The 19,623-nt window shown below is 62.9% G+C and carries 22 protein-coding genes and 1 pseudogene; 14 read left to right on the forward strand and 9 right to left on the reverse strand.

The features are described 5' to 3' along the window. Positions 1–73: 73 nt before the first annotated feature. Positions 74–313, reverse strand: a pseudogene (locus BA011_RS18400) (TOBE domain-containing protein); the annotation flags it as partial. Between the two features lie 181 nt (positions 314–494). Between BA011_RS18400 and speB the strand changes: the two are divergent. The 6 genes from speB to BA011_RS18430 all read left to right on the forward strand — a co-directional run bounded on the left by speB (position 495) and on the right by BA011_RS18430 (position 6,971). Then, positions 495–1,556: an agmatinase gene (gene speB, locus BA011_RS18405; RefSeq protein WP_186806458.1), complete on the forward strand. Its 1,062-nt coding sequence runs from the start codon at positions 495–497 to the stop codon at positions 1,554–1,556. An 84-nt stretch (positions 1,557–1,640) separates the two neighbouring features. Beyond that, on the forward strand, positions 1,641–2,438 hold the full coding sequence (locus BA011_RS18410) for a transporter substrate-binding domain-containing protein (protein ID WP_065281509.1): 798 nt from the start codon (positions 1,641–1,643) through the stop codon (positions 2,436–2,438). 144 nt (positions 2,439–2,582) lie between these two features. Continuing rightward, a complete protein-coding gene (locus tag BA011_RS18415) occupies positions 2,583–3,251 on the forward strand; it encodes an amino acid ABC transporter permease (RefSeq protein ID WP_017989675.1) in 669 nt (222 codons plus the stop codon). Continuing rightward, positions 3,248–3,895, forward strand: coding sequence for an amino acid ABC transporter permease (locus BA011_RS18420; protein ID WP_065281510.1), 648 nt, complete (start codon positions 3,248–3,250; stop codon positions 3,893–3,895). Before BA011_RS18415 ends, BA011_RS18420 begins: the two co-directional genes overlap by 4 nt. Positions 3,896–4,052: 157 nt before the next feature. Beyond that, a complete protein-coding gene (locus BA011_RS18425; protein WP_065281511.1) occupies positions 4,053–5,024 on the forward strand; it encodes an ornithine cyclodeaminase family protein in 972 nt (323 codons plus the stop codon). A gap of 144 nt (positions 5,025–5,168) precedes the next feature. After that, the gene (locus tag BA011_RS18430; RefSeq protein ID WP_065281512.1) at positions 5,169–6,971 is read left to right on the forward strand and encodes an adenine deaminase; all 1,803 of its coding nucleotides are present in this window, start codon (positions 5,169–5,171) and stop codon (positions 6,969–6,971) included. A gap of 94 nt (positions 6,972–7,065) precedes the next feature. On the opposite strand, the gene BA011_RS18435 is transcribed toward BA011_RS18430, so the two are convergent. The 6 genes from BA011_RS18435 to tsaD all read right to left on the reverse strand — a co-directional run bounded on the left by BA011_RS18435 (position 7,066) and on the right by tsaD (position 11,151). Further along, a complete protein-coding gene (locus tag BA011_RS18435) occupies positions 7,066–7,323 on the reverse strand; it encodes a CrpP-related protein (protein WP_065281513.1) in 258 nt (85 codons plus the stop codon). A gap of 345 nt (positions 7,324–7,668) precedes the next feature. Then, a complete protein-coding gene (locus BA011_RS18440) occupies positions 7,669–8,316 on the reverse strand; it encodes a class I SAM-dependent methyltransferase (protein WP_065281514.1) in 648 nt (215 codons plus the stop codon). Continuing rightward, positions 8,313–8,744 carry an EVE domain-containing protein gene (locus BA011_RS18445; RefSeq protein WP_065281515.1) on the reverse strand — a complete coding sequence of 144 codons (432 nt, stop codon included), beginning with the start codon at positions 8,742–8,744 and terminating at the stop codon, positions 8,313–8,315. The genes BA011_RS18440 and BA011_RS18445 overlap by 4 nt, the downstream gene beginning before the upstream one ends. A gap of 2 nt (positions 8,745–8,746) precedes the next feature. Next, positions 8,747–9,040 carry a YciI-like protein gene (locus tag BA011_RS18450; RefSeq protein WP_065281516.1) on the reverse strand — a complete coding sequence of 98 codons (294 nt, stop codon included), beginning with the start codon at positions 9,038–9,040 and terminating at the stop codon, positions 8,747–8,749. Between the two features lie 9 nt (positions 9,041–9,049). Continuing rightward, positions 9,050–10,033, reverse strand: a complete 984-nt coding sequence (locus BA011_RS18455; RefSeq protein WP_065281517.1) for an NAD(P)H-dependent glycerol-3-phosphate dehydrogenase — start codon at positions 10,031–10,033, stop codon at positions 9,050–9,052. Continuing rightward, positions 10,030–11,151 carry a tRNA (adenosine(37)-N6)-threonylcarbamoyltransferase complex transferase subunit TsaD gene (gene tsaD / locus BA011_RS18460; protein ID WP_065281518.1) on the reverse strand — a complete coding sequence of 374 codons (1,122 nt, stop codon included), beginning with the start codon at positions 11,149–11,151 and terminating at the stop codon, positions 10,030–10,032. Before tsaD ends, BA011_RS18455 begins: the two co-directional genes overlap by 4 nt. Positions 11,152–11,223: 72 nt before the next feature. Here tsaD and hemC point away from each other — a divergent pair, with 72 nt between their 5' ends. The 6 genes from hemC (at position 11,224) to BA011_RS18490 (ending at position 17,062) form a co-directional block, all read left to right on the forward strand. Further along, the gene (gene hemC, locus BA011_RS18465; protein ID WP_065281519.1) at positions 11,224–12,153 is read left to right on the forward strand and encodes a hydroxymethylbilane synthase; all 930 of its coding nucleotides are present in this window, start codon (positions 11,224–11,226) and stop codon (positions 12,151–12,153) included. A gap of 7 nt (positions 12,154–12,160) precedes the next feature. Further along, entirely contained in the window at positions 12,161–12,868 is a 708-nt protein-coding gene (locus BA011_RS18470) for a uroporphyrinogen-III synthase (protein ID WP_065281520.1), read from the forward strand. 68 nt (positions 12,869–12,936) lie between these two features. Next, complete coding sequence (locus BA011_RS18475; RefSeq protein ID WP_186806459.1) at positions 12,937–14,205, forward strand: COG4223 family protein; 1,269 nt, start codon at positions 12,937–12,939, stop codon at positions 14,203–14,205. A gap of 4 nt (positions 14,206–14,209) precedes the next feature. Next, on the forward strand, positions 14,210–15,817 hold the full coding sequence (locus tag BA011_RS18480; RefSeq protein ID WP_065281522.1) for a heme biosynthesis protein HemY: 1,608 nt from the start codon (positions 14,210–14,212) through the stop codon (positions 15,815–15,817). A gap of 17 nt (positions 15,818–15,834) precedes the next feature. Further along, positions 15,835–16,320 carry a TerB family tellurite resistance protein gene (locus BA011_RS18485; protein ID WP_065281523.1) on the forward strand — a complete coding sequence of 162 codons (486 nt, stop codon included), beginning with the start codon at positions 15,835–15,837 and terminating at the stop codon, positions 16,318–16,320. Continuing rightward, positions 16,289–17,062 (forward strand): glutamine amidotransferase, encoded by a 774-nt coding sequence (locus tag BA011_RS18490; RefSeq protein WP_065281524.1) that lies wholly within the window; start codon positions 16,289–16,291, stop codon positions 17,060–17,062. Before BA011_RS18485 ends, BA011_RS18490 begins: the two co-directional genes overlap by 32 nt. Before the next feature lie 3 nt (positions 17,063–17,065). On the opposite strand, the gene BA011_RS18495 is transcribed toward BA011_RS18490, so the two are convergent. Further along, a complete protein-coding gene (locus BA011_RS18495; RefSeq protein ID WP_065281525.1) occupies positions 17,066–18,313 on the reverse strand; it encodes an MFS transporter in 1,248 nt (415 codons plus the stop codon). Between the two features lie 139 nt (positions 18,314–18,452). Between BA011_RS18495 and BA011_RS18500 the strand changes: the two genes are divergently transcribed. Both BA011_RS18500 and BA011_RS18505 read left to right on the forward strand, forming a co-directional pair. Further along, positions 18,453–18,743: a YggT family protein gene (locus BA011_RS18500; RefSeq protein WP_003543619.1), complete on the forward strand. Its 291-nt coding sequence runs from the start codon at positions 18,453–18,455 to the stop codon at positions 18,741–18,743. Beyond that, positions 18,740–19,051 (forward strand): DUF167 domain-containing protein, encoded by a 312-nt coding sequence (locus tag BA011_RS18505; protein ID WP_065281526.1) that lies wholly within the window; start codon positions 18,740–18,742, stop codon positions 19,049–19,051. Before BA011_RS18500 ends, BA011_RS18505 begins: the two co-directional genes overlap by 4 nt. A gap of 4 nt (positions 19,052–19,055) precedes the next feature. Here BA011_RS18505 and ppa read toward each other — a convergent pair whose 3' ends face one another. After that, positions 19,056–19,589 (reverse strand): inorganic diphosphatase, encoded by a 534-nt coding sequence (ppa, locus tag BA011_RS18510; RefSeq protein WP_011653868.1) that lies wholly within the window; start codon positions 19,587–19,589, stop codon positions 19,056–19,058. Positions 19,590–19,623 lie beyond the last annotated feature (34 nt).

The raw sequence follows: 19,623 nt of genomic DNA on the forward strand, positions 1-19,623 counted from the left end.
CGAACCATGTTCTTCCCGCAACTGGCGATCCTTAGCCGGGGCGCAATACAAGCTGCGCCACGTCAATGCCAGCTTATCGCGCGAACAGAACGCATGCCTCGGGCGGAATGGAAACGCTGATCTCCTGCCCACGAACGAAGGCTATGTCTGGGCGGTTCGGGCAAGCCGAGATTATCCGGTCGCCACTGGCGATGGTCAGAACGACATGCCTGAAGGCACCGAGTGTCACGACGTCGGCAACCCGTCCGGGCATGGCTCCGACACCCGGAGCGTCGGACGATATCTCGACGCTTTCCGGCCTCACGCAGATCTCGAAAATTCTCGCCGAGTTATAAAGTTTTCTGAACATACCGATGGACGCACCACCCGCATCGCGGAGCATCGGCGGATCCAAGCTATCAAGAATCGTTATATCCCCTCTCGAATTTTCGCGGTTCCAAGAAAAGCGGGCGGCGCCGATGATGATGGCAGCATCAATACCGTGGGAGCCTGCCTTGACCATTGACCAGGATTTTCTGGAGGACTTGAGAAAGCGCTTCGGCAGCGCTGCAGGCGGGGAGATGGAAGATCCGCACTTCCGCGCCGTGGCGGCGAGCGTATTCAAGGACGGCGACAGCCGCAAATGGCCCTTCGCCGATCCTGCGACCTTTCTGGACGCCCGTTTCATCGAGAACGGCTTGCGGCACGAGGTGCTTGAGGCGCTTGACGTGGCTCTGATCGGCGTGCCGATGGATCTCGGCGTCACAAATCGCGCCGGCGCGCGGCTGGGGCCGCGGGCCGTCCGGGCGATCGAGCGTATCGGTCCCTACGAACATGTTCTGCGTGTCGCGCCGATGGGAGGGCTAACGGTCGCCGATGTCGGCGACGTGCCGATGCGCAGCCGGTTCGGCCTGGCCGAGTGCCATGCCGACATCGAGGCCTGCTACCGGATGATCGCGGCAACCGGGGTTATCCCGCTGTCGGTCGGCGGTGACCATTCGATCTCCGGCGCCATCCTCAAGGGCCTGGCGGCCAGCCAGCCGGTAGGCATGATCCACATCGACGCTCATTGCGACACCGCCGGTCCGTATGAGGGCTCGAAGTTCCATCACGGCGCGCCCTTCCGCGAGGCGGTTCTGGCGGGCGTGCTCGATCCGAAGCGTACGATCCAGATCGGCATCCGCGGCGGCGGCGAATATCTCTGGGAGTTCTCCGTTGCCTCCGGCATGACCGTCATTCACGCCGAAGAGGTGGCGGAGATGGGCCTCAAGGCCGTGATCGCAAAGGCTCTGGAGGTCGTCGGCGCCGGTCCGACCTATCTCAGTTTCGACGTGGACAGCCTCGATCCGGCCTTCGCCCCGGGAACCGGCACGCCGGAAGTCGGCGGGCTTCAGCCGAGGGAGGCCCTGACCCTGCTGCGCGGCTTCAAGGGCATCAACCTCGTCGGCGGCGACGTCGTGGAAATCGCGCCGCAATACGACAACACCACCAACACCGCGCAGATCGCCGCGCAGGTCCTGTTCGAACTCCTGTGCCTCGCGATGTTCAGTCCCGCGGTCAGGACAAAGCTGACCTGAGAACCAGCTCCACAACGGCAGCGTGCCTCGTGCCCGCTGCCATCCATCACCTGTCGCACAACACGTCTCAAAAAGGGGAACGACATGACTGCTCTTATGAAATTACGCTACACTGCCACCGCGGCAATTGCCGTATTCGGCATCCTGGCAGGGGCCGCGCAGGCCGACGAACTTGCCGATATCAAAGCCGCAGGCGAGATCAACATTGGCATCTTCTCCGATTTCCCGCCCTTCTCTTCGGCAAGCGCCGATATGAGCATCAAGGGCTATGACGTAGACGTCGCCCAGAAGATCGCCGACGGGCTCGGCGTGAAACTCAATCTCGTCAGCGTTACTGGCCAGAACAGGATCGCCTACCTGAACGACGACCGCGTCGACCTGCTGATGAGCGTCGGCTATTCGAAGGAGCGCGCCGAGGTTATCGATTTTGCCGCCCCGTACGCCCCCTACTATATCGCCGTCATCGGTCCGGCTGCGCTGAAGGTGAGAGGCAAGGAAGACCTCGCCGACAAGACCGTTGCCGTCAATCGTGGGACGCTCGAAGACACGTCGCTGACGGCAGTCGCCCCCGGCTCGGCTGCGATCCAGCGTTTCGAGAACTATAATTCGGTCATCCAGGCCTTCATATCCGGCCAGACCCAGTTGATGGTCGTCGGCAACGATGTCGGTGCGCAGGTTCTGGCACGACAGGACGAGCTGAAGCCGGAGCAGAAGTTCCAGCTCCTCAGCTCCCCTTCGCACATCGCGCTCCGCAAGGGCGAGGAAGGCCTGAAGAAGGTTGTCAACGACAGCGTCGCCGCAATGATCGCCGATGGTTCGCTCGACGCTAGCTCGAAGAGCTGGCTGAAAGCGCCGCTCAACCCTGAAAACCTGAAGGACTGACGAGGGCGGCCTCCCACTCACCTGAGCGTGATGCCGAAAACTGCAGGCGATTGCAGTGGCATCATGCTTCAATTCTTTGGTTGAGAGGCGGATCGGGATTTCGGGGCGACCCGGCCCGGCTCATCCGGCTCCAAAGGACAAGCGATGAGATACAGCCTCGATTTCAATTGGCTTTGGGACGGAATGGGAGCTCTGGCTTATGGCGCAGGCACGACGCTTGCACTGACGGTCTCCACATCGGTCCTCGGGATCGTTCTCAGCATTCTCGGCGCGGCTGCGCGCCGGGGACCTTATCCATGGTTGCGCAAGGTCGTCGGCCTGTATGTGGAAATCATGCGCAACACGCCATTCCTGGTGCAGCTGTTCTTCATCTTCTTTGGCTTGCCTAGCCTCGGCATTCGCCTCGATCCGATCACTGCCGCCGTCCTTGCCATGACCCTCAACATGGCGGCCTACACGATCGAGGTGGTCGGGGCCGGGCTCGATGCCATACCGAGAGGCCAGAAAGAGGCGGCGCAGGCACTCGGCCTCAGGCCTCGGCTGGTGTTCTTCAAGATCATCCTGCCGCAAGCGATCGCCATCATTTTTCCGGCGCTGACGAGCCAGATCATCATCATGATGCTGGAATCGGCGGTGGTTTCGCAAATATCCGTCCGCGAGCTGGCGCAGGAGGCCGATCTGCTTCAATCACGCACCTTCCGCTCCTTCGAGACCTATCTGGTGGCGACGTTGATCTACCTTTCGATGTCCGCCGCACTTCGCCGGCTCCTTTTCGCCGGGAAACGCCGTTTTCTGGGAGCCGGTCTGGCATGATTGAGTTCACCTTCTGGGACATTCTGCGCAATCTTGTCTTCGCGACACGCTGGACCCTGCTGCTTTCGCTCGCAGCTTTTGCCGGCGGCGCCATCGTTGGCCTGGCGATCCTGTCTGCGCGGATATCGAAAACGCGCTGGCCGCGCAGCTTCGCGTCCGGCTACATTGCCCTGTTTCAGGGAACGCCGCTCCTGATGCAGCTATTTCTGATGTTCTTCGGCCTGCCGATGCTCGGCTTCCGGATCGGGTCATGGACCGCCGCCGTCTGCGGCCTGACGTTCTACGCCAGCGCTTATCTTGCCGAAATCTGGCGGAGCGGCGTCGAGGCGGTGCCGCGCGGGCAATGGGACGCCGCATCCAGCCTGGGCTTGCATCGTCTCCTCGAACTTCGCCTTATCATCCTGCCGCAGGCTTTCCGGATCACGCGCGCGCCAACTGTCGGGTTCTTGGTCCAGTTGATCAAGAGCACCGCACTGGCCTCGATCCTCGGCTTCGACGAACTGCTGAAAACCGCGAACGCCATCAACAACGCGACCTTCGAACCTTTCAAGGTCTACGGTCTCGTCGCGGTGATCTTCTTCGCCCTGTGCTATCCGCTGACGCAATACGCCAGATTTCTGGAGAAGAAAGCGGCGTTTGGCTGAGCGGTGCTCAATGCTCCGCATTCCGATCGCAACGAAGTGTCCAAAGGGCCGATGCCGGTTGAAAAGCTGGTGCGCCACGCAGCGGCGACGCGGCTCTCGTTCAATCACAGAGAATTCGCTTTATCCAGCAGTCAGACCTTACTGAGAGATCGCTTCAATGACCGACACACAAATCCGTATTCTCGATGCCCGGACAACGGGCGAGCTCCTCCCTTTCGGCCCGCTGGTCGCGACCCTGCGGCAAGCATTTGCCGAAGGCTGTGTCGTGCCGGTACGGCATCACCACACGATAGCCAATAGCGGCGAACCAGATGCGACGCTGCTTCTGATGCCGGCCTGGCATGAAACGCACCGGTCGGAGCGCTACCTTGGTATCAAGATCGTTACCGTCTTTCCCGGCAACACGCTGCGCGGCATTCCCGGTTTGACCTCGACTTACATGCTCTATGATGGTCGGACCGGGATGCAGCTTGCGCTCCTTGACGGAAACACGATCACAGCGCGCCGTACGGTAGCGGCATCGGCCCTTGCCGCGGATTATCTTGCTCGAGAAGACGCACGCCGTCTGCTGGTGATCGGCGCAGGCCGCGTCGCGAGCCTCATACCCGATGCCTACCGCGCCGTCCGGCCGATCGCGCATGTCGATATCTGGGATATCGATCCAGCCAGCGCCGAACGGCTGGCGCAGAGCCTCCGGCAACAGGGGCTCCAGGCCGCTGCCGTCACGGATCTGGAAGCCGCGGTGCGGCAAGCCGATATCGTCAGCGCAGCGACGCTGGCGACAGCACCGCTTATCCGCGGCGAATGGCTGCGGCCGGGCACCCATGTCGATCTGATCGGCGGCTTCACACCGGCGATGCGCGAGGCCGATGACGAGGCGCTTCGGCGTTCCTCGGTCTATATCGACACCCACGAAGCCCTTCACGAAGCAGGCGATCTGGTTCAGCCGATCAGGGCCGGCGTCATTTCTACAGATGCGGTGCGTGCGACACTTGACGAGCTGTGTCGTCGGGATGTTCCAGCGCGGACGTCCAACGATGAGATCACTCTCTACAAGGCCGTCGGAACCGCATTGGCTGATCTTGCCGCCGCGACGATGGTGTATGAAGCCGCTTTGATCGCCGGCTGACGTCTTCTGGTCCGGGCGATCGCGAATGATCGGAACGCGCCTGTCGCCCTGCGCCAGAGACAACAACTATTCGTGCTTCCTTCCCCCGACGGCGTTCCCTACAATCTCGCCAGTCCTCCCCCGAGCCTTGGAAATGAGGTTTACATGAGCACGCTTACCCGCTTCTCCGTTCAGCCGCTCTCGACCATGACTCGCCGTCTTGCGGATGTCGCCTCCGCTCGTCGCGAACCCGACCTGGTTATCCAGGGCGCACGCGTCTTGTCCACCTATTCGGAGCGCCTTCTCGACGGACGCGAAGTCTGGATTTCGGGGGGCCGCATTGCAGCCGTGAAGCCGGCCGGCAGCTACAGAGGCGGGAACGCCAAGCTCTACGACGCAAGGGGCGGCATCATCGCCCCGGGCTTGGTCGATCCGCATATCCATATCGAATCCTCGATGGTGACGGCCTGCGCCTATGCCGAAGCGGCGCTCCTCAACGGCACGACGACGATCTTCTGCGACAGCCACGAGATCGGCAATGTCATGGACGTCGCCGGCGTCGAGGCCATGCTCGGGGATGCACGGCAGGCGCCACTGTCGATCTTCCTGACCGTGCCGAGCACCGTGCCGGCGACGACGCCGGATCTGGAAACAGCCGGCGGCGACCTGACGCCGGACAAGATCGCCGCCCTGTTCGACAAATGGCCGGAAGCCGTGGCTCTCGGTGAGAAAATGGATTTTGTCCCCGTTGCGATGGGCGACGAGCGCAGCCATGCGATCCTGGCTGCGGCGCTCGGGCGTGGCAGGCCGGTGTCGGGCCATGTCTACGGACGAGAGTTCGTTGCCGCCTATGCCGCATCCGGCGTTACCGACACGCATGAGGCCATCGACCGCGACATTGCCGACGACCTGCTGGAAGCCGGCGTGTGGATCTTCCTGCGCGGCGGCCCGCCGACGACACCCTGGCATTCGCTGCCGCAGGCGATCAAGACGATCACCGAACTCGGCGCTTCCCACAAGCGCGTCGCCGTCTGCACCGACGACCGTGATGCGGAAGATCTGCTCGCCTTCGGCCTGGACTGGGTAACGCGCGAAGCCGTGAAATACGGCATGAGGCCGGAAGAGGCCTGGGCGATGGGTTCGCTGCACGGCGCGACGCGGTTCGGCATGGAAGGCGAAATCGGCGGTCTGGGCGGCGGACGGCGCGCCGACCTGGTGCTTCTCAGCGACGACCTTACGCCGGTCAGCACCTGGTATGGCGGCGAACTCGTCGTCGACGGCAAGAAGATCACGCCGATCCTCGACGAAGCCCTGTCGAAACCGTACCGCTATCCGGATGCCGCCTACCACACGGTCAAGCTGCCAAAAAATCTCAAGCTGACACCGGACCTGCCGACGGAGACGGTCGTCGCTCATACGATCAAGACAGAGCTGCCTGGCATTACCCTCGGCCATGTCACCGTCACGCTGGAGCCGGCCAATGACTGGCAAGCCCATTTCGACAAGCACGACCTCTGCTTCGTGACGGTGGTGGAACGCCACGGCAAGTCTGCCGGCAATGTCGCCCACGGACTGCTCAACGGCTTCGGGCTCAGACAAGGCGCTGTCGCATCCTCGGTCGGCCACGACAGCCACAACGTCATCGTCGCCGGCACGAACGCCGCGGACATGCAGGTGGCGCTCGACGCGATCGAGGAAAAGCAGGGTGGCGTCTGTGTCGTCATGGACGGCAAGGTGACGGCCATGGTGCCACTGCCGGTCGCCGGGCTTTTGTCCGACAAGCGCGTGCACCAGGTCGCGGACGAGGTAAAGGCCTTGAAGCTCGAATGGGAAAAGGCAGGCTGCACCATCGCCTATATGGGCTTCAACCTTATTCCGCTATCAGTCATCCCGGAAATCCGGATAACCGACAAGGGCCTGGTGCTGGTGCCGGAAATGGTGATCTCGCCGCTCTTCGAAAAGGCCTGAACGCTGGCAATCTGATGGTGAAAGAGGTGCCGATCCTTCGCCGTGACGGGGCAAGAAAACCGAGCTCGTCGCTAGCGAACCACCATCAATAACGTTAGGCATCGAGCGCACCTCTTTTGGCAATCGAGATCAGTTCCTTGAAGTGCGCAGCAATCCTACCTTCGCGGCTAGCGTCCTCCGCTTCCCAACCGAACTTCCACGCGTCGTGACGCGCAAGCCAATCCCCGAGGGCGCTGGTATCACCAGTAGGCATCCTATGGGCGGCGAGGAATGGGTTTTCGTGAGCCTTCAGGCCGAGCACCCGCGCCCTTGAGCCCGCTTCCTGCAGATCGATCAGCTCTTCAATCGTCATACGCGATCCCCCACGATGCCGGCGACGGTAGCATCGCAGTCCGCGCATGCAAGTGAATGCTAATTAATGGGTTAATTTGGGACAGTTGCGTGGCAAGTGACGCAGCATAACGATCTGATATGGCAACATAACGCTTCCTGATCGAAGCCGTTGCTTTACCGACTGAACCCGAGAAAGGCCGAACATACTCTTGGTCATAGCAATGACAAAGAGGGCAACATGTTAGAACTCAATATCATGATCATGCGGGCTCACCCGGTCGCTTCCGGCTGAGGCCACAGCATGCCTTGCTTTACTTGAGAAGGGTCGTGATCGCGAATGATCGAGTCCTGAAGTCGATCCGACCTAGGAACCGAAGCGCCACACTGTCGTCTTCTTGATTTCGCTGTCCTCCAGCGCCCGCGTTACCGGCACCTCATAAACCGCGCAGAATTCCAGCCGATCCCGAGGCAGATAGCTGCGCCCGGGATCGCCGACCAGCACCGGCTTGCCGTCGGCTGCCAGCTTGGCGAACCAGGGAACGAGCGCGTCGGCGAAAGCGCGGTCGTAGAAGACGTCGCCGGCAAGCACGATATCCGCATCGACGGCTTGCCCGATCAGATCGGCGCCGGTAAATCCGAGCGAAACGCGGTTGGCCTCGGCATTCAGCCGGACTGCGGCTTCCGCCCAGGGATCGATATCGGCGGCCGTGACTTCCCGGGCACCGGCGATCATCGCCGCAATGCCGACAAGGCCGGAACCGCTGGCGAAATCAAGCACGCGCTTGCCGCGCACCGTTTCCGGATGATCGAGAACGTAGCGCGCCAGTCCCTGCCCGCCTGCCCAGGCAAAAGCCCAGAAGGGCGGCGGCAGGCCGATTGCTTCCAGCTCCTCCTCGGTCTTCAGCCAGAGCTCATGCGCCTCGCTCGCCAGATGGAGAGAAATCTCCGGCACATGCGGCGGCGGCATCAGGCTGGTATTGGCTCGGATGAAGGCTTGTGGATCGGTCTTCAACGCGGCGGATTGTCCAATCCGCCCATCCGGCAGACTTCGAGATATTCTTCCTCGGTCACCGGCTGCACCGAAAGCCGCATCGAGGTGACGAGCGCCATCTTGGCGAGCTTCTCGCTCGCCTTGACAGCCTTCAGCGTCACCGGCTTCGGCACGTCCATGACGGCGCGGATATCGACGCAATCCCACTTCGGATCGCCCTTGGCGGAAGAATCGGGATGCGACAGGGCGCAGACTTCGACGATGCCGACGATCTCCAGCCCGTCATTGGAATGATAGAAGAAGCCTTTGTCGCCGATCTGCATCGCCCGCATGTTGTTGCGCGCCAGATAGTTGCGGACACCGGTCCATTCCGTACCCTTTTCGCCGGCAGCCTTCTGCTGCTCCCAGGACCAGGAAGCGGGTTCGGATTTATAGAGCCAATGCGCCATGCTCACGCCTCCGGTTTGTTGAAGACCCAGTTGTAGGCCTTGACGTCGACGCTTTCGAATAGTCCGGCCTTGGCATAGGGATCGGCATCGGCAAGCGCACGCGCCGCCTCTTTCGATTCCGCTTCGACGATGATCAGGCTGCCGCAGGGCTTGCCGTCGTCATCGAGAAACGGCCCGGCGATCTTCAGCGTGCCCTCGGCATTCAGCTTGTTCAGATGCTCGATATGCGTCGGACGCGTCTCCATGCGCACGTTCAGATGTCCCGGTTTGTCCTTGCAGAGAAGGGCGAAAAGCATGTCTGTCTCCTATTCGGTGGTGATCGGACGCGTCATCAGCTGCTCTATCGCCTCTGATATATCGAGCTTGCCATCGATGATGGCGGAAATGGCATCGGTGATCGGCATGCTGACCTTCAACTCTGCTGCAAGCCGCGAGGCGACAGAGGCGGCAAACGCGCCTTCCACCAGCGCACCCTGCAGGGGATCGGTCTTTTCGCCGCGCCCGAGCGCGATGCCGAAGCGCAGGTTTCGCGATTGATGGCTCGTTGCCGTCAGCACCAGATCGCCGAGGCCGGAAAGCCCACGCACCGTATCCGCCTGCCCGCCCTGGGCGACGACGAAACGCGACATTTCGGCAAGCCCGCGCGCAATCAGCGCCGCACGCGCGGAATCGCCGATGCCACCGCCTTCGACGATGCCGCAGGCGATCGCCAGCACATTCTTCAGAGCGCCGCCGAGCTGCACGCCGATCCGGTCGTTGGAGGCGTAGAGCCGGAAGGTTCGACCCGATATGGCCTGAGCGAGCCGCTCCGCGGTCTCCATGTCGGCTGCAGCAATCGCCATCGCGGTCGGCAGGCCCTTGGCGATATCGGCGGCAAAACCGGGACCGGAGAGCACGGCGACGGAATGGTCCGGCAGTTCCCGTTCCAGCATGTCGGTCAAAAGATTGCCGGTCGCCCGTTCGATGCCCTTGGCGCAGGTGACGACCACAGCATCCTTGGAGAGATAAGGGCCGTATTGCCGCGCCGCATCGGCCTGCGCCTGCGACGGCATCGCAAACAGCACGATGGAGGCACCGGTGATCGCATCCGCCTCGGCGGAAAATTCCAGCGTATCGGGCAGGAGAATGCCGGGCAGCACCGCATCATGCAGCCGTTCGGCCTTCAGATCGGCAATCAGTGACGGATCACGCCCGACGAGTGTCACAGTGCTGCGGCCGGCAAGCGCGATAACGGCGGCAAGCGCCGTGCCGAAAGCCCCCGATCCGACGACGGCGATGTTTTCGCTCATGCCTTGGCCCCTCGTTTTCCGAAACCGATCAGCGTTTCCGCATTGGAATCGAGCGGCCAGCGCGAGCGTGGCTGCACGTCGAGCGCATCCGGCGCAGCGCCGGTCGCCATCCGCTCCAGTCCCGCCCAGGCGATCATCACGGCATTGTCGGTGCAGAGTCTGAGCGGCGGCGCGACGAAGCGGAAGCCGTTCTTGTCGCACAGTGCCTGCAGCGTGCCGCGCAGTTCGAGATTGGCGGCGACACCGCCGGCTACGACGAGCGCCGGCTTTTCGCCAGTCGCTGGGCCAGTAGCAGGGAATGGCGCCGGAAATTCCGTCTTGAACCGCTGCAGGCCGCGGCCGATACGGTCCCTCAGCGTCCGCGAAACCGCCTTCTGGAACGAGGCGCAGATATCCGCCACGTCCTGATCGCTAAGCGGCGCGATATCCTGCGCCGCCTGCCGCACCGCCGTCTTCAGGCCGGAGAAGGAAAAATCGAGCCTTGCCTCGCCGACCAGCGGCCGCGGAAAATCGAAGCGATCGGGATTGCCGTCCCGCGCCATCCGCTCGACCGCCGGGCCGCCGGGATAGGGCAGGCCGAGCAGCTTTGCCGTCTTGTCGAAGGCTTCGCCCAGCGCATCGTCGATCGTGGTGCCCCAGCGTTCGTACTGCCCGACACCACGCACCAGGATGAGCTGGGTATGGCCGCCGGAGACAAGCAGCATCAGATAGGGAAAGGAAAGCCCGTCCGTCAGCCGCGCAGTCAGCGCATGGCCTTCGAGATGGTTGATCGCATAGAGCGGCTTGCCGGCGGCTCTCGCGATCGCCTTGCCGGTCATCAAGCCCACCAGCAGCCCGCCGATCAGCCCCGGCCCCGACGTGGCGGCGATGGCGTCGACATCGTCGAGCGACACATTGGCGCGCTTCAGCGCTTCCTCGATCAGCTCGTCCAGCGCTTCGACATGGGCGCGTGCGGCAATCTCTGGCACCACGCCGCCATAGGCGCTATGTTCGTCGAGCTGGGAAAGCACCACGTCCGACAGCACGTTGGAATGCCCCTCCGCATCGCGCTCGACGACCGCGGCGGCGGTCTCGTCGCAGCTCGTTTCGATGCCAAGGATGCGCAGAAAGGGAACCATGAAGCCTGTTCGTTGATTGCGATGGGATGGAAACCCGTTTACGAGAACTCCGGTAACAACGGAATAGAGCGGATGCAAACAAAACCTTTCCGGATCGGCACTCGGGGCAGCCCGCTGGCGCTTGCCCAGGCGCATGAGGCCCGCGACAGGCTGATGGCGGCGCATCATCTGCCCGAGGACATGTTCGAGATCGTCGTGCTGACCACCAAGGGCGACCGCATCACCGACCGGTCGCTGGCCGAGATCGGCGGCAAGGGCCTGTTCACCGAAGAGCTCGAACAGAAGCTTGCCGCCGGCGAGCTGGATTTCGCCGTGCATTCCGCCAAGGACATGGCGACGAAGCTGCCCGAGGGGCTTTATCTCTCCGCCTACCTGCCGCGCGAGGATATCCGCGACGCCGTCATCGGCCGCACCGCCCGAAAGCTGATCGACCTGCCGCATGGCGCCACCGTCGGTTCCTCGTCGCTCCGCCGCCAGGCGCTGATCCGCCGCATGCGGCCGGATATCAACGTCGTCACCTTCCGCGGCCTCGTCGAAACGCGCCTGCGCAAGCTCGAAGCGGGCGAGGTGGATGCGACCCTGCTGGCGCTTGCCGGCCTGAAGCGTCTCGGCAAGGTCGACGTTCTGACCGATATCCTCGACCCCGACACCTTCCCGCCGGCGCCGGCGCAAGGAGCAATCTGCATCGAAAGCCGCATCGGCGACGCCCGGGTCGACGATCTGCTGGCGCCTGTTAACGATGGCCCGACCTTCGACACCGTCTCCTGCGAACGTGCCTTCCTCGCCGCGCTCGACGGCTCCTGCCGCACGCCGATCGGCGGTTATGCCGTCTGCGAAGGCGACCTGATCCGGTTCTCCGGCCTCATCATCACCCCCGACGGCCGCAGCCAGCATGCGGTGACGACCGACGGCCACCGCCGGGATGCCGCGGCCCTCGGCACCCGCGCCGGCCAGGACGTACGCGCCAGGGCCGGCAGCGCCTTTTTCGACGACTGGCGCTGAAGCGGCCATGCGCGTGCTCGTCACCCGCCCCGCGCATTCGGCGACTAGAACCGCACAACGTCTGCGCGATATGGGCCACGAGCCCCTACTGCTCCCGCTGCGTCAGCCGCTGCACGACAGCAATGCCGCCGCAGACGCGCTCGCCATCACCAGTGGCGCAATCGCGGTGACCAGCGCCGAAGCCATCAGGGTCCTCTCCGCGCTCGGCGAGAAACTTCCCCCGCATCTTGCCCGTCCGCTTTTTGCGGTCGGCGAAACGACGGCGGAAGAGGCGCGCAGCCTCGGCTTCCGATCGGTCGCCTCATCCCATGGCAACGGCCGTCATCTCGCCGATCTCGTCGCGGCGGACAAACCGGGCATGCTGCTCTACCTCGCTGGCACCCCGCGCGCCGAGACTTTTGAAGCAAGATTGCGCGAACTCGGCATCCATTTTTCCGTCGTCGAATGTTATCGTATGCAGCCGGTCGTTCCCGGCCCGGCTGAGATCGAAGCGATTTTCTCTAGCTCTCGCCCTGAGGCCATTCTCTTCTATTCCCGGCAGACGGCCGAGGATTTCTTTCGCGTGCGGGAACTGCGATCCGCTGTGCCGGAACACAGCGAAATCCGCCTTTTCTGCCTCAGCGAGGCGGTGACGGAGGGCGTTCCGGCGGCACTCCGAAAAAGCGTAGTGATTTCGCCGATGCCGGATGAGAAAAGCCTTTTGTCGCTCCTTTGAAGGCTCTAACCGCCCAAATTTGATCTAACCTCTTCCCTTAACTGGCATCACTGTCTAGTTTCGTTGCAATGCAGAATAAAGAGGACCTCATGGTATCGGGAAACCCGCCACGCCATTCGAAGAGCGCCGACGAGCCGGTCACGATCGACCTCGATGCACAGGAATTCGCCGCTGCAGCAGACACAGAAAAACCGGTAGACAATGAAACTGCCGACGCCGACGGCACCGCCGCTGCCGATGTCGACCTGCCGCCCGAAACCGAGACTGCGTCGCATGCCGAAGATGAAGAGAAGCCTCTGATGGATGCGCCGGAGGAGGATCCGGCAGCTCCAGAACCTTCCTTCACCCCTCCTCCCGAACAGCCTGCGCCGAAGAGCGCCGGCACCTCCGGTCTCATTGCCGCCGGCATCTTCGGCGGCCTCGTAGCGCTGCTTGGCGCCGGCGCCATCCAGTATGCGGGTTACCTCCCTGGCTCCTCCACGCCGCAGACCTCACCGGAGACGGCCGATCTTGCCGGTGAGATCGACGGCCTGAAACAGGCCGTCGCCAACCTTGCTGCCAATCCGGCAAGCGCGGATGACGGCGAGCTTGCGAAACGCGTCGCTGCGCTGGAAACGGCTGCCAAGGCCCCCGCAGTCGCCGCACCGACGGATTCTGGTAACGTCGAGGCACTCAACCAGAAGATTGCGGAACTGACCAGTCAGGTCGACCAGCTGCGCTCGACGCTTGCCCAGTCATCCGAGCAGCAAACGACGAACCGCGCCGATATCGCCAAGCGCCTCGAAGAGGCCGAAAAGAAGCTGAACGAGCCGCGCGAGGACGTCGCCGTTGCCCGGGCGATCGCCGCTGCCGCCCTGAAGGCGGCGATCGATCGCGGTGGCCCGTTCCTGGCCGAACTCGACACCTTCGCCGGCGTCGCCCCCGACGATCCAGCCGTCGCCGACCTTAGAGCCTTTGCCGAGACCGGCATTCCCTCACGCACCGAGCTGGTGGGCGAGGTTCCCGATGTCGCCACCGCGATCGTCGAAGCCGTCAACCAGCCGGATCCGAACCAGAGCTGGTCTGACCGGCTGATGTCGAGCGCCAAATCGCTGGTGACCGTTCGTCCCGTCGGCAATATCGAGGGTGAAAGCGTCGAAGCCATCGCCGCCCGCATTGAGGAAAAGGTGAAGAACGGCGACCTGCCCGGCGCTTCCGCCGAATGGAACAGCCTGCCCGCCCTCGGCAAACAGGCGTCCGCCGCCTTCAAGCAATCGCTCGAAGCCCGCATTCGCGTCGAGGAACTGGTCGGCGGGGCGCTGTCGAAAGCGGTCTCCGGCACCGGCAAGGAAGGATGAGACCATGCTGATCCGCCTTGTCGTCTTCGCCCTCTTCGTGCTGCTTCTTGCCTATGGCTTCTCCTGGCTCGCCGACCGTCCCGGTGACCTCTCGCTGATCTGGGAGGGCCAGATCTACCAGACGAAGCTGATCGTCGCCGCCAGCGCGATCATCGCGCTGGTCGCCGCCGTGATGATCGCCTGGTGGTTCGTCCGCCTGGTGTGGACCTCGCCGCATTCGGTGACGCGTTATTTCCGCGCCCGCAAGCGGGACCGCGGTTATCAGGCGCTGTCGACCGGCCTGATCGCCGCCGGCGCCGGCAATGCGCTGCTTGCCCGCAAGATGGCCGCCCGCTCGCGTGGTCTGATCCGCGCCGATCAGGAACCGCTGATCAACCTGCTCGAGGCCCAGGCCGCCCTGATCGAAGGTCGCCATGATGAGGCGCGCGCCAAGTTCGAGGCCATGGCCAACGATCCCGAGACGCGCGAGCTCGGTCTGCGCGGCCTCTATCTGGAAGCCCGCCGTCTCGGGGCCAACGAGGCCGCCCGCCAATATGCCGAAAAGGCTGCCGACAACGCGCCATATCTGCCCTGGGCCGCACAGGCGACGCTCGAATATCGCAGCCAGGCCGGCCGCTGGGATGATGCAATTCGCCTGCTCGAACAGCAAAAGGCCGCCCGCGTCGTCGAAAAGGCCGAAGCCAACCGTCTGCACGCCGTCCTTCTGACGGCGCGCGCCGGCGAGAAGCTGGAAAGCAACCCGACGGGTGCCCGCGACGACGCCCTGCAGGCGTTGAAGCTTGCCGCCGATTTCATTCCGGCAGCCCTCATCGCCGCAAAGGCGCTGTTCCGCGAAGGCGGCGTCCGCAAGGCCGCCTCGATCCTTGAACAGGCGTGGAAATCGGCACCTCATCCCGAGATCGGCCAAGCCTATGTCAGGGCTCGCAGCGGCGATTCGACGCTCGACCGGCTGAAGCGCGCCGAGCGGCTGGAAGGGCAGCGCCCGAACAACGTCGAATCCCTTCTCGTCGTCGCCCAGGCAGCCCTCGACGCGCAGGAATTCGCCAAGGCTCGCGCCAAAGCGGAAGCAGCGGCCCGCATGCAGCCGCGTGAAGCCGCCTACCTGCTGCTGGCCGACATCGAAGAAGCCGAGACCGGAGACCAGGGCCGCGTGCGCCACTGGCTGGCCCAGGCGCTCAAGGCGCCGCGCGATCCGGCCTGGGTGGCAGACGGCTTCGTGTCGGACAAATGGCTGCCGGTATCGCCCGTGACCGGCCGTCTCGACGCCTTCGAATGGAAGGCGCCCTTCGGCCAGATCGAGGGTGCGCTCGAAGATGGTTCGGCCCCGGCCTCGATCGAAACGGCTTTGAAGACATTGCCGCCGCTGCGTGACGTCAGGCCGGAAAGCCCGGTCAACGATCATCGCATCATTGAGCTGGAACGCGCCGCGACGATTGCCGAGGCTGTGCGCCCCACGCCGGCACCAGCAAAACCGAAACCCGCCGAACCCGTGAGCGACAAAGCGCCGGCGCCGAGCGAGGCGAAGCCTTTCTTTGGCGGACTGCCTGATGATCCCGGCGTTCGCGATCCCAGGGTGGAACCGGAACCCAAGACACGGCTCCGCCTTTTCTGAAATGGAACGAAACCCGCATGTTCGAACGCTTTCAGGCATTCTTCCAGAAGCTCACCGCCGACAACTCGAAGAAAGGTTTCGCCCCTGATGATCCTCGCATCACAGTGGCAGCGCTCTGCATGCAAGTCATGGAGGCCGACGGTCAGATCAAAGCCAGCGAGAAGAAGCGGCTCCGCAAGCTTCTGAAGGAGCAGTATGCGCTCGACGGCAAGCAGCTCGATGCTTTGATGGCCGCCGGTCTCGAGGCCGAAAGCTCCGCCGTCGACTATTATCGCTTCACCGCCGACCTGAAGCGCCATCTCAATACCGAGCAACGGCTGGAGCTGATCGGCATCCTCTGGGACATCGTCTATGCGGATGGCGAACGCAGCGAGATGGAAGACCATGTGATCTGGCGTATCGCCGATCTGCTCGGCGTCTCCTCGCGCGAGCGCATCCAGAAGCGGCAGGAGGCCGCCGCCAGGGTGACAGATGTCCAGGTTGCGCAAGATGATGCCGACTGAGCAAAACCCGAACCGCGACGGCCGCCCGATCCTCATCGTCCTGCATCAGGAGCGGTCGAGCCCCGGCCGTGTCGGCCAATTGCTCGTCGAAAAGGGCTACCGTCTCGATATCCGTCGCCCGGTTCTCGGCAAGCCGCTTCCGACAACACTTGAAGACCATGCCGGCGCCGTCGTCTTCGGCGGGCCGATGAGCGCCAATGATCCCGATGACTTCGTCAAGAAGGAGATCGACTGGATCGACATTCCGCTCCGGGAAAAACGCCCCTACCTCGGTATCTGCCTCGGCGCGCAGATGCTGGTGCGTCATCTCGGCGGCAAGGTGCAGTCGAATGCCGACGGCTCGACGGAGATCGGCTGGTATCCGCTGCACCCGACCGAGAAGGGCCGCCTGCTGATGCACTGGCCGAAGATGGTCTATCATTTCCACCGCGAGGGATTCGAGCTGCCGCACGGCGCCGACCTGCTGGCCGAAGGCGATGCCTATCCGAACCAGGCCTTCCGCTACGAGGGCAACGCCTGGGGCCTGCAGTTCCATGCCGAACTGACCCGGGTGATGATGCATCGCTGGGTCGTGCATGGCGCCCATCGCTTCATCCTGCCGAACGCCCAGCAGGGCCGCGAACATCTCGAAGGCCGCATGCTGTTCGACGCGCCGCTGAAAGCCTGGCTGACCGAATTTCTCGACATCGTCTTTGAGGGAAAGACGGCGAAGGCGACGTCTTCCATCGCTCTTCGCGCTTAATCCCTAAATCGATTGCGCTGGGGTAGGCGCGTCGAGCGTATCGATCCCACGCAGTTTGGGGAAACTCGACGCCCAGATCGCCGCCACGACAAGCGTCCCGACTCCGCCGATGACGACCGCCGGCACCGCGCCGAAGAGCGCGGCCATCGTGCCCGCCCTGAATTCCCCGAGTTCGTTCGAAGCGCCGACGAAGACCATGTTGACCGCATTGACGCGGCCGCGCAGATGATCCGGCGTCCAGAGCGCAATCAGGCTCTCGCGCACATAGACCGACACCATGTCGGCCGCCCCCATCAGCGCCAGCGCCGCGATCGAGACCTCGGTGTTGGTCGAGACGCCGAAGATGATCGTTCCGACGCCGAACAGGGCGACACCGATGAACATGTAGATGCCGGCGCGATGTCTGAGCGGATAGGCGGCAAGGAAGATCGCCATGACGATGGCGCCAAGTCCCGGTGCGGCGCGCAGCAATCCGAGGCCCCAGGGACCGAGGGTGAGGATATCACGTGCGAAGATCGGCATCAGCGCCGTGGCCCCGCCGAGCAGCACGGCGAAGAGATCGAGCGAGATCGCCCCGAGCACCACCTTTTCGGTGCGGATGAAACTGAAGCCGCCGAGGATCATCGCCCAGCTCTTGGTCTCGCCCGTCGTCTTCTGCACCGGTTTCGGGATCATGTAGAGAAGGGCGGCACCGAGCACGGAAAAGATCACCGCCACCGTATAGGCAGTCGGCGCACTGACACCGTAGAGCAGGCCGCCGAACACCGGCCCGGTAATTGCTGCGAGCTGCCAGGACGACGAATTCCAAGCGATGGCGTTGGAGAGTGCCTCCTCCGGCACGAGATTGGGCGCCAGCGACTGCACTGCCGGCGACATGAAGGCGCGCTCGATGCCGAAGATCAAAAGCACCGCGAAGACAGGCAGCGGCGTAAAGCTTCCCATCAAAGTCATGACAAGCAGCGCCAGCGTGCAGAGCGCGCTCACCAGCGAGCAGAGGGCGGCGATCGCCCGGCGATTGTATCGGTCGGCCACCGAACCGGTGACGAGGATGAGCAGCAGCGACGGCAGGAACTGCACGAGACCGATCAAGCCGAGATAGATCGCGCTGCCCGTTTGGTCGTACATCTGCCAGCCGACCGCGACGCTGACGATCTGCTGGGAGAAGGAAAGCAGGAAGCGTGCGAAGAAGAACCGCGTGTAGGACGAATGCCGGAACGCGGCAAAACGGTCTCCGGTGGGCGAAAACGACATGGATGTTTTCCGAGGAGACGGGCGCCGGAATAGCGGCAAAGCCGCCCGTTAAACATGATTCACCGTGCGTTTCCACACGGCACTTGCCCGTTTAGTCGCCAATGTCTACATGTCTGTCAACAACGAATTGGAGACGATGATGTTTGCGCTGTTTCAAACCATTGATTTGGCTTTGAATATTTACACCTGGATCCTGATTGCCAGTGCCATTTTTTCCTGGCTCTATGCCTTCAATGTTATCAATTCCAGCAATCAGTTCGTCAATTCGGTCGGCACATTCCTTTATAATGTCACCGAACCGGTGCTGAAGCCGATCCGCAGCCGGCTGCCGAACCTTGGCGGCATCGACATTTCGCCGATCATCCTGCTGCTGATCATCTTCTTCCTGCGCACCCTGCTTTGGACCACGCTGTACCCGCTGGTCGCTTGAGCCGTCCCTGGAGCCTTTTCGATGACCATCTGCGCCTCGCCGTCCGGCTGACGCCGAATGGCGGGCGTGACGCGATCGATGGCATCGAGGCCGACGGCGAAGGTGAAGCCTTCCTGAAGGCACGCGTCGCTGCCGTGCCCGAGAAAGGCAAGGCCAACAAGGCACTCATCCTTTTGATCGCAAAATCCCTGCGCATTCCCAAATCCAGCGTCAGCCTCGTCTCGGGTGAGACCGCGTGCAAAAAAATCCTCCGGATCGACGGCGATTCGGAGGATTTGGTAAAAAAGCTCGAGATATTTTTAGGCTGAGCGATCAGCCTTTCTTCTTGGCGCGCTCGACGGCTTCGAGGATGAGTTCGCCTGCTTCCTTGGAGTCGCCCCAGCCGAAGATCTTCACCCACTTGCCGGGTTCCAGATCCTTGTAGTGCTCGAAGAAGTGCTCGATCTGCTTCAGCGTGATCTCGGGAAGATCGGTGTAGTCCTTCACCTTCTCATAGCGCAGCGTCAGCTTCGGCGACGGCACGGCGATGATCTTCTCGTCCTTGCCGGAATTGTCTTCCATCTTCAGGACGCCGATCGGGCGCACGTTGATGACGCAGCCTGGAACCAGCGGGCGGGTGCTGGCGATCAGCACGTCGATCGGGTCGCCATCTTCCGACAGCGTGTGCGGCACGAAACCATAATTGCCCGGATAGGTCATCGGCGTATAGAGGAAACGGTCGACCACCAGCGTGCCGGCTTCCTTGTCCATCTCATACTTGATGGGATGACCGCCGACCGGAACCTCAACGATAACGTTGACGTCCTCAGGTGGATTGTTGCCGATTGAAATGGCGTCGATGCGCATAAGAAACTCCCGCGAGGTTGAATGTGCTGGCAGC

It is taken from the genome of Rhizobium leguminosarum (assembly GCF_001679785.1).
In the GTDB taxonomy this organism is placed as follows: Bacteria; Pseudomonadota; Alphaproteobacteria; order Rhizobiales; family Rhizobiaceae; genus Rhizobium; species Rhizobium leguminosarum_R.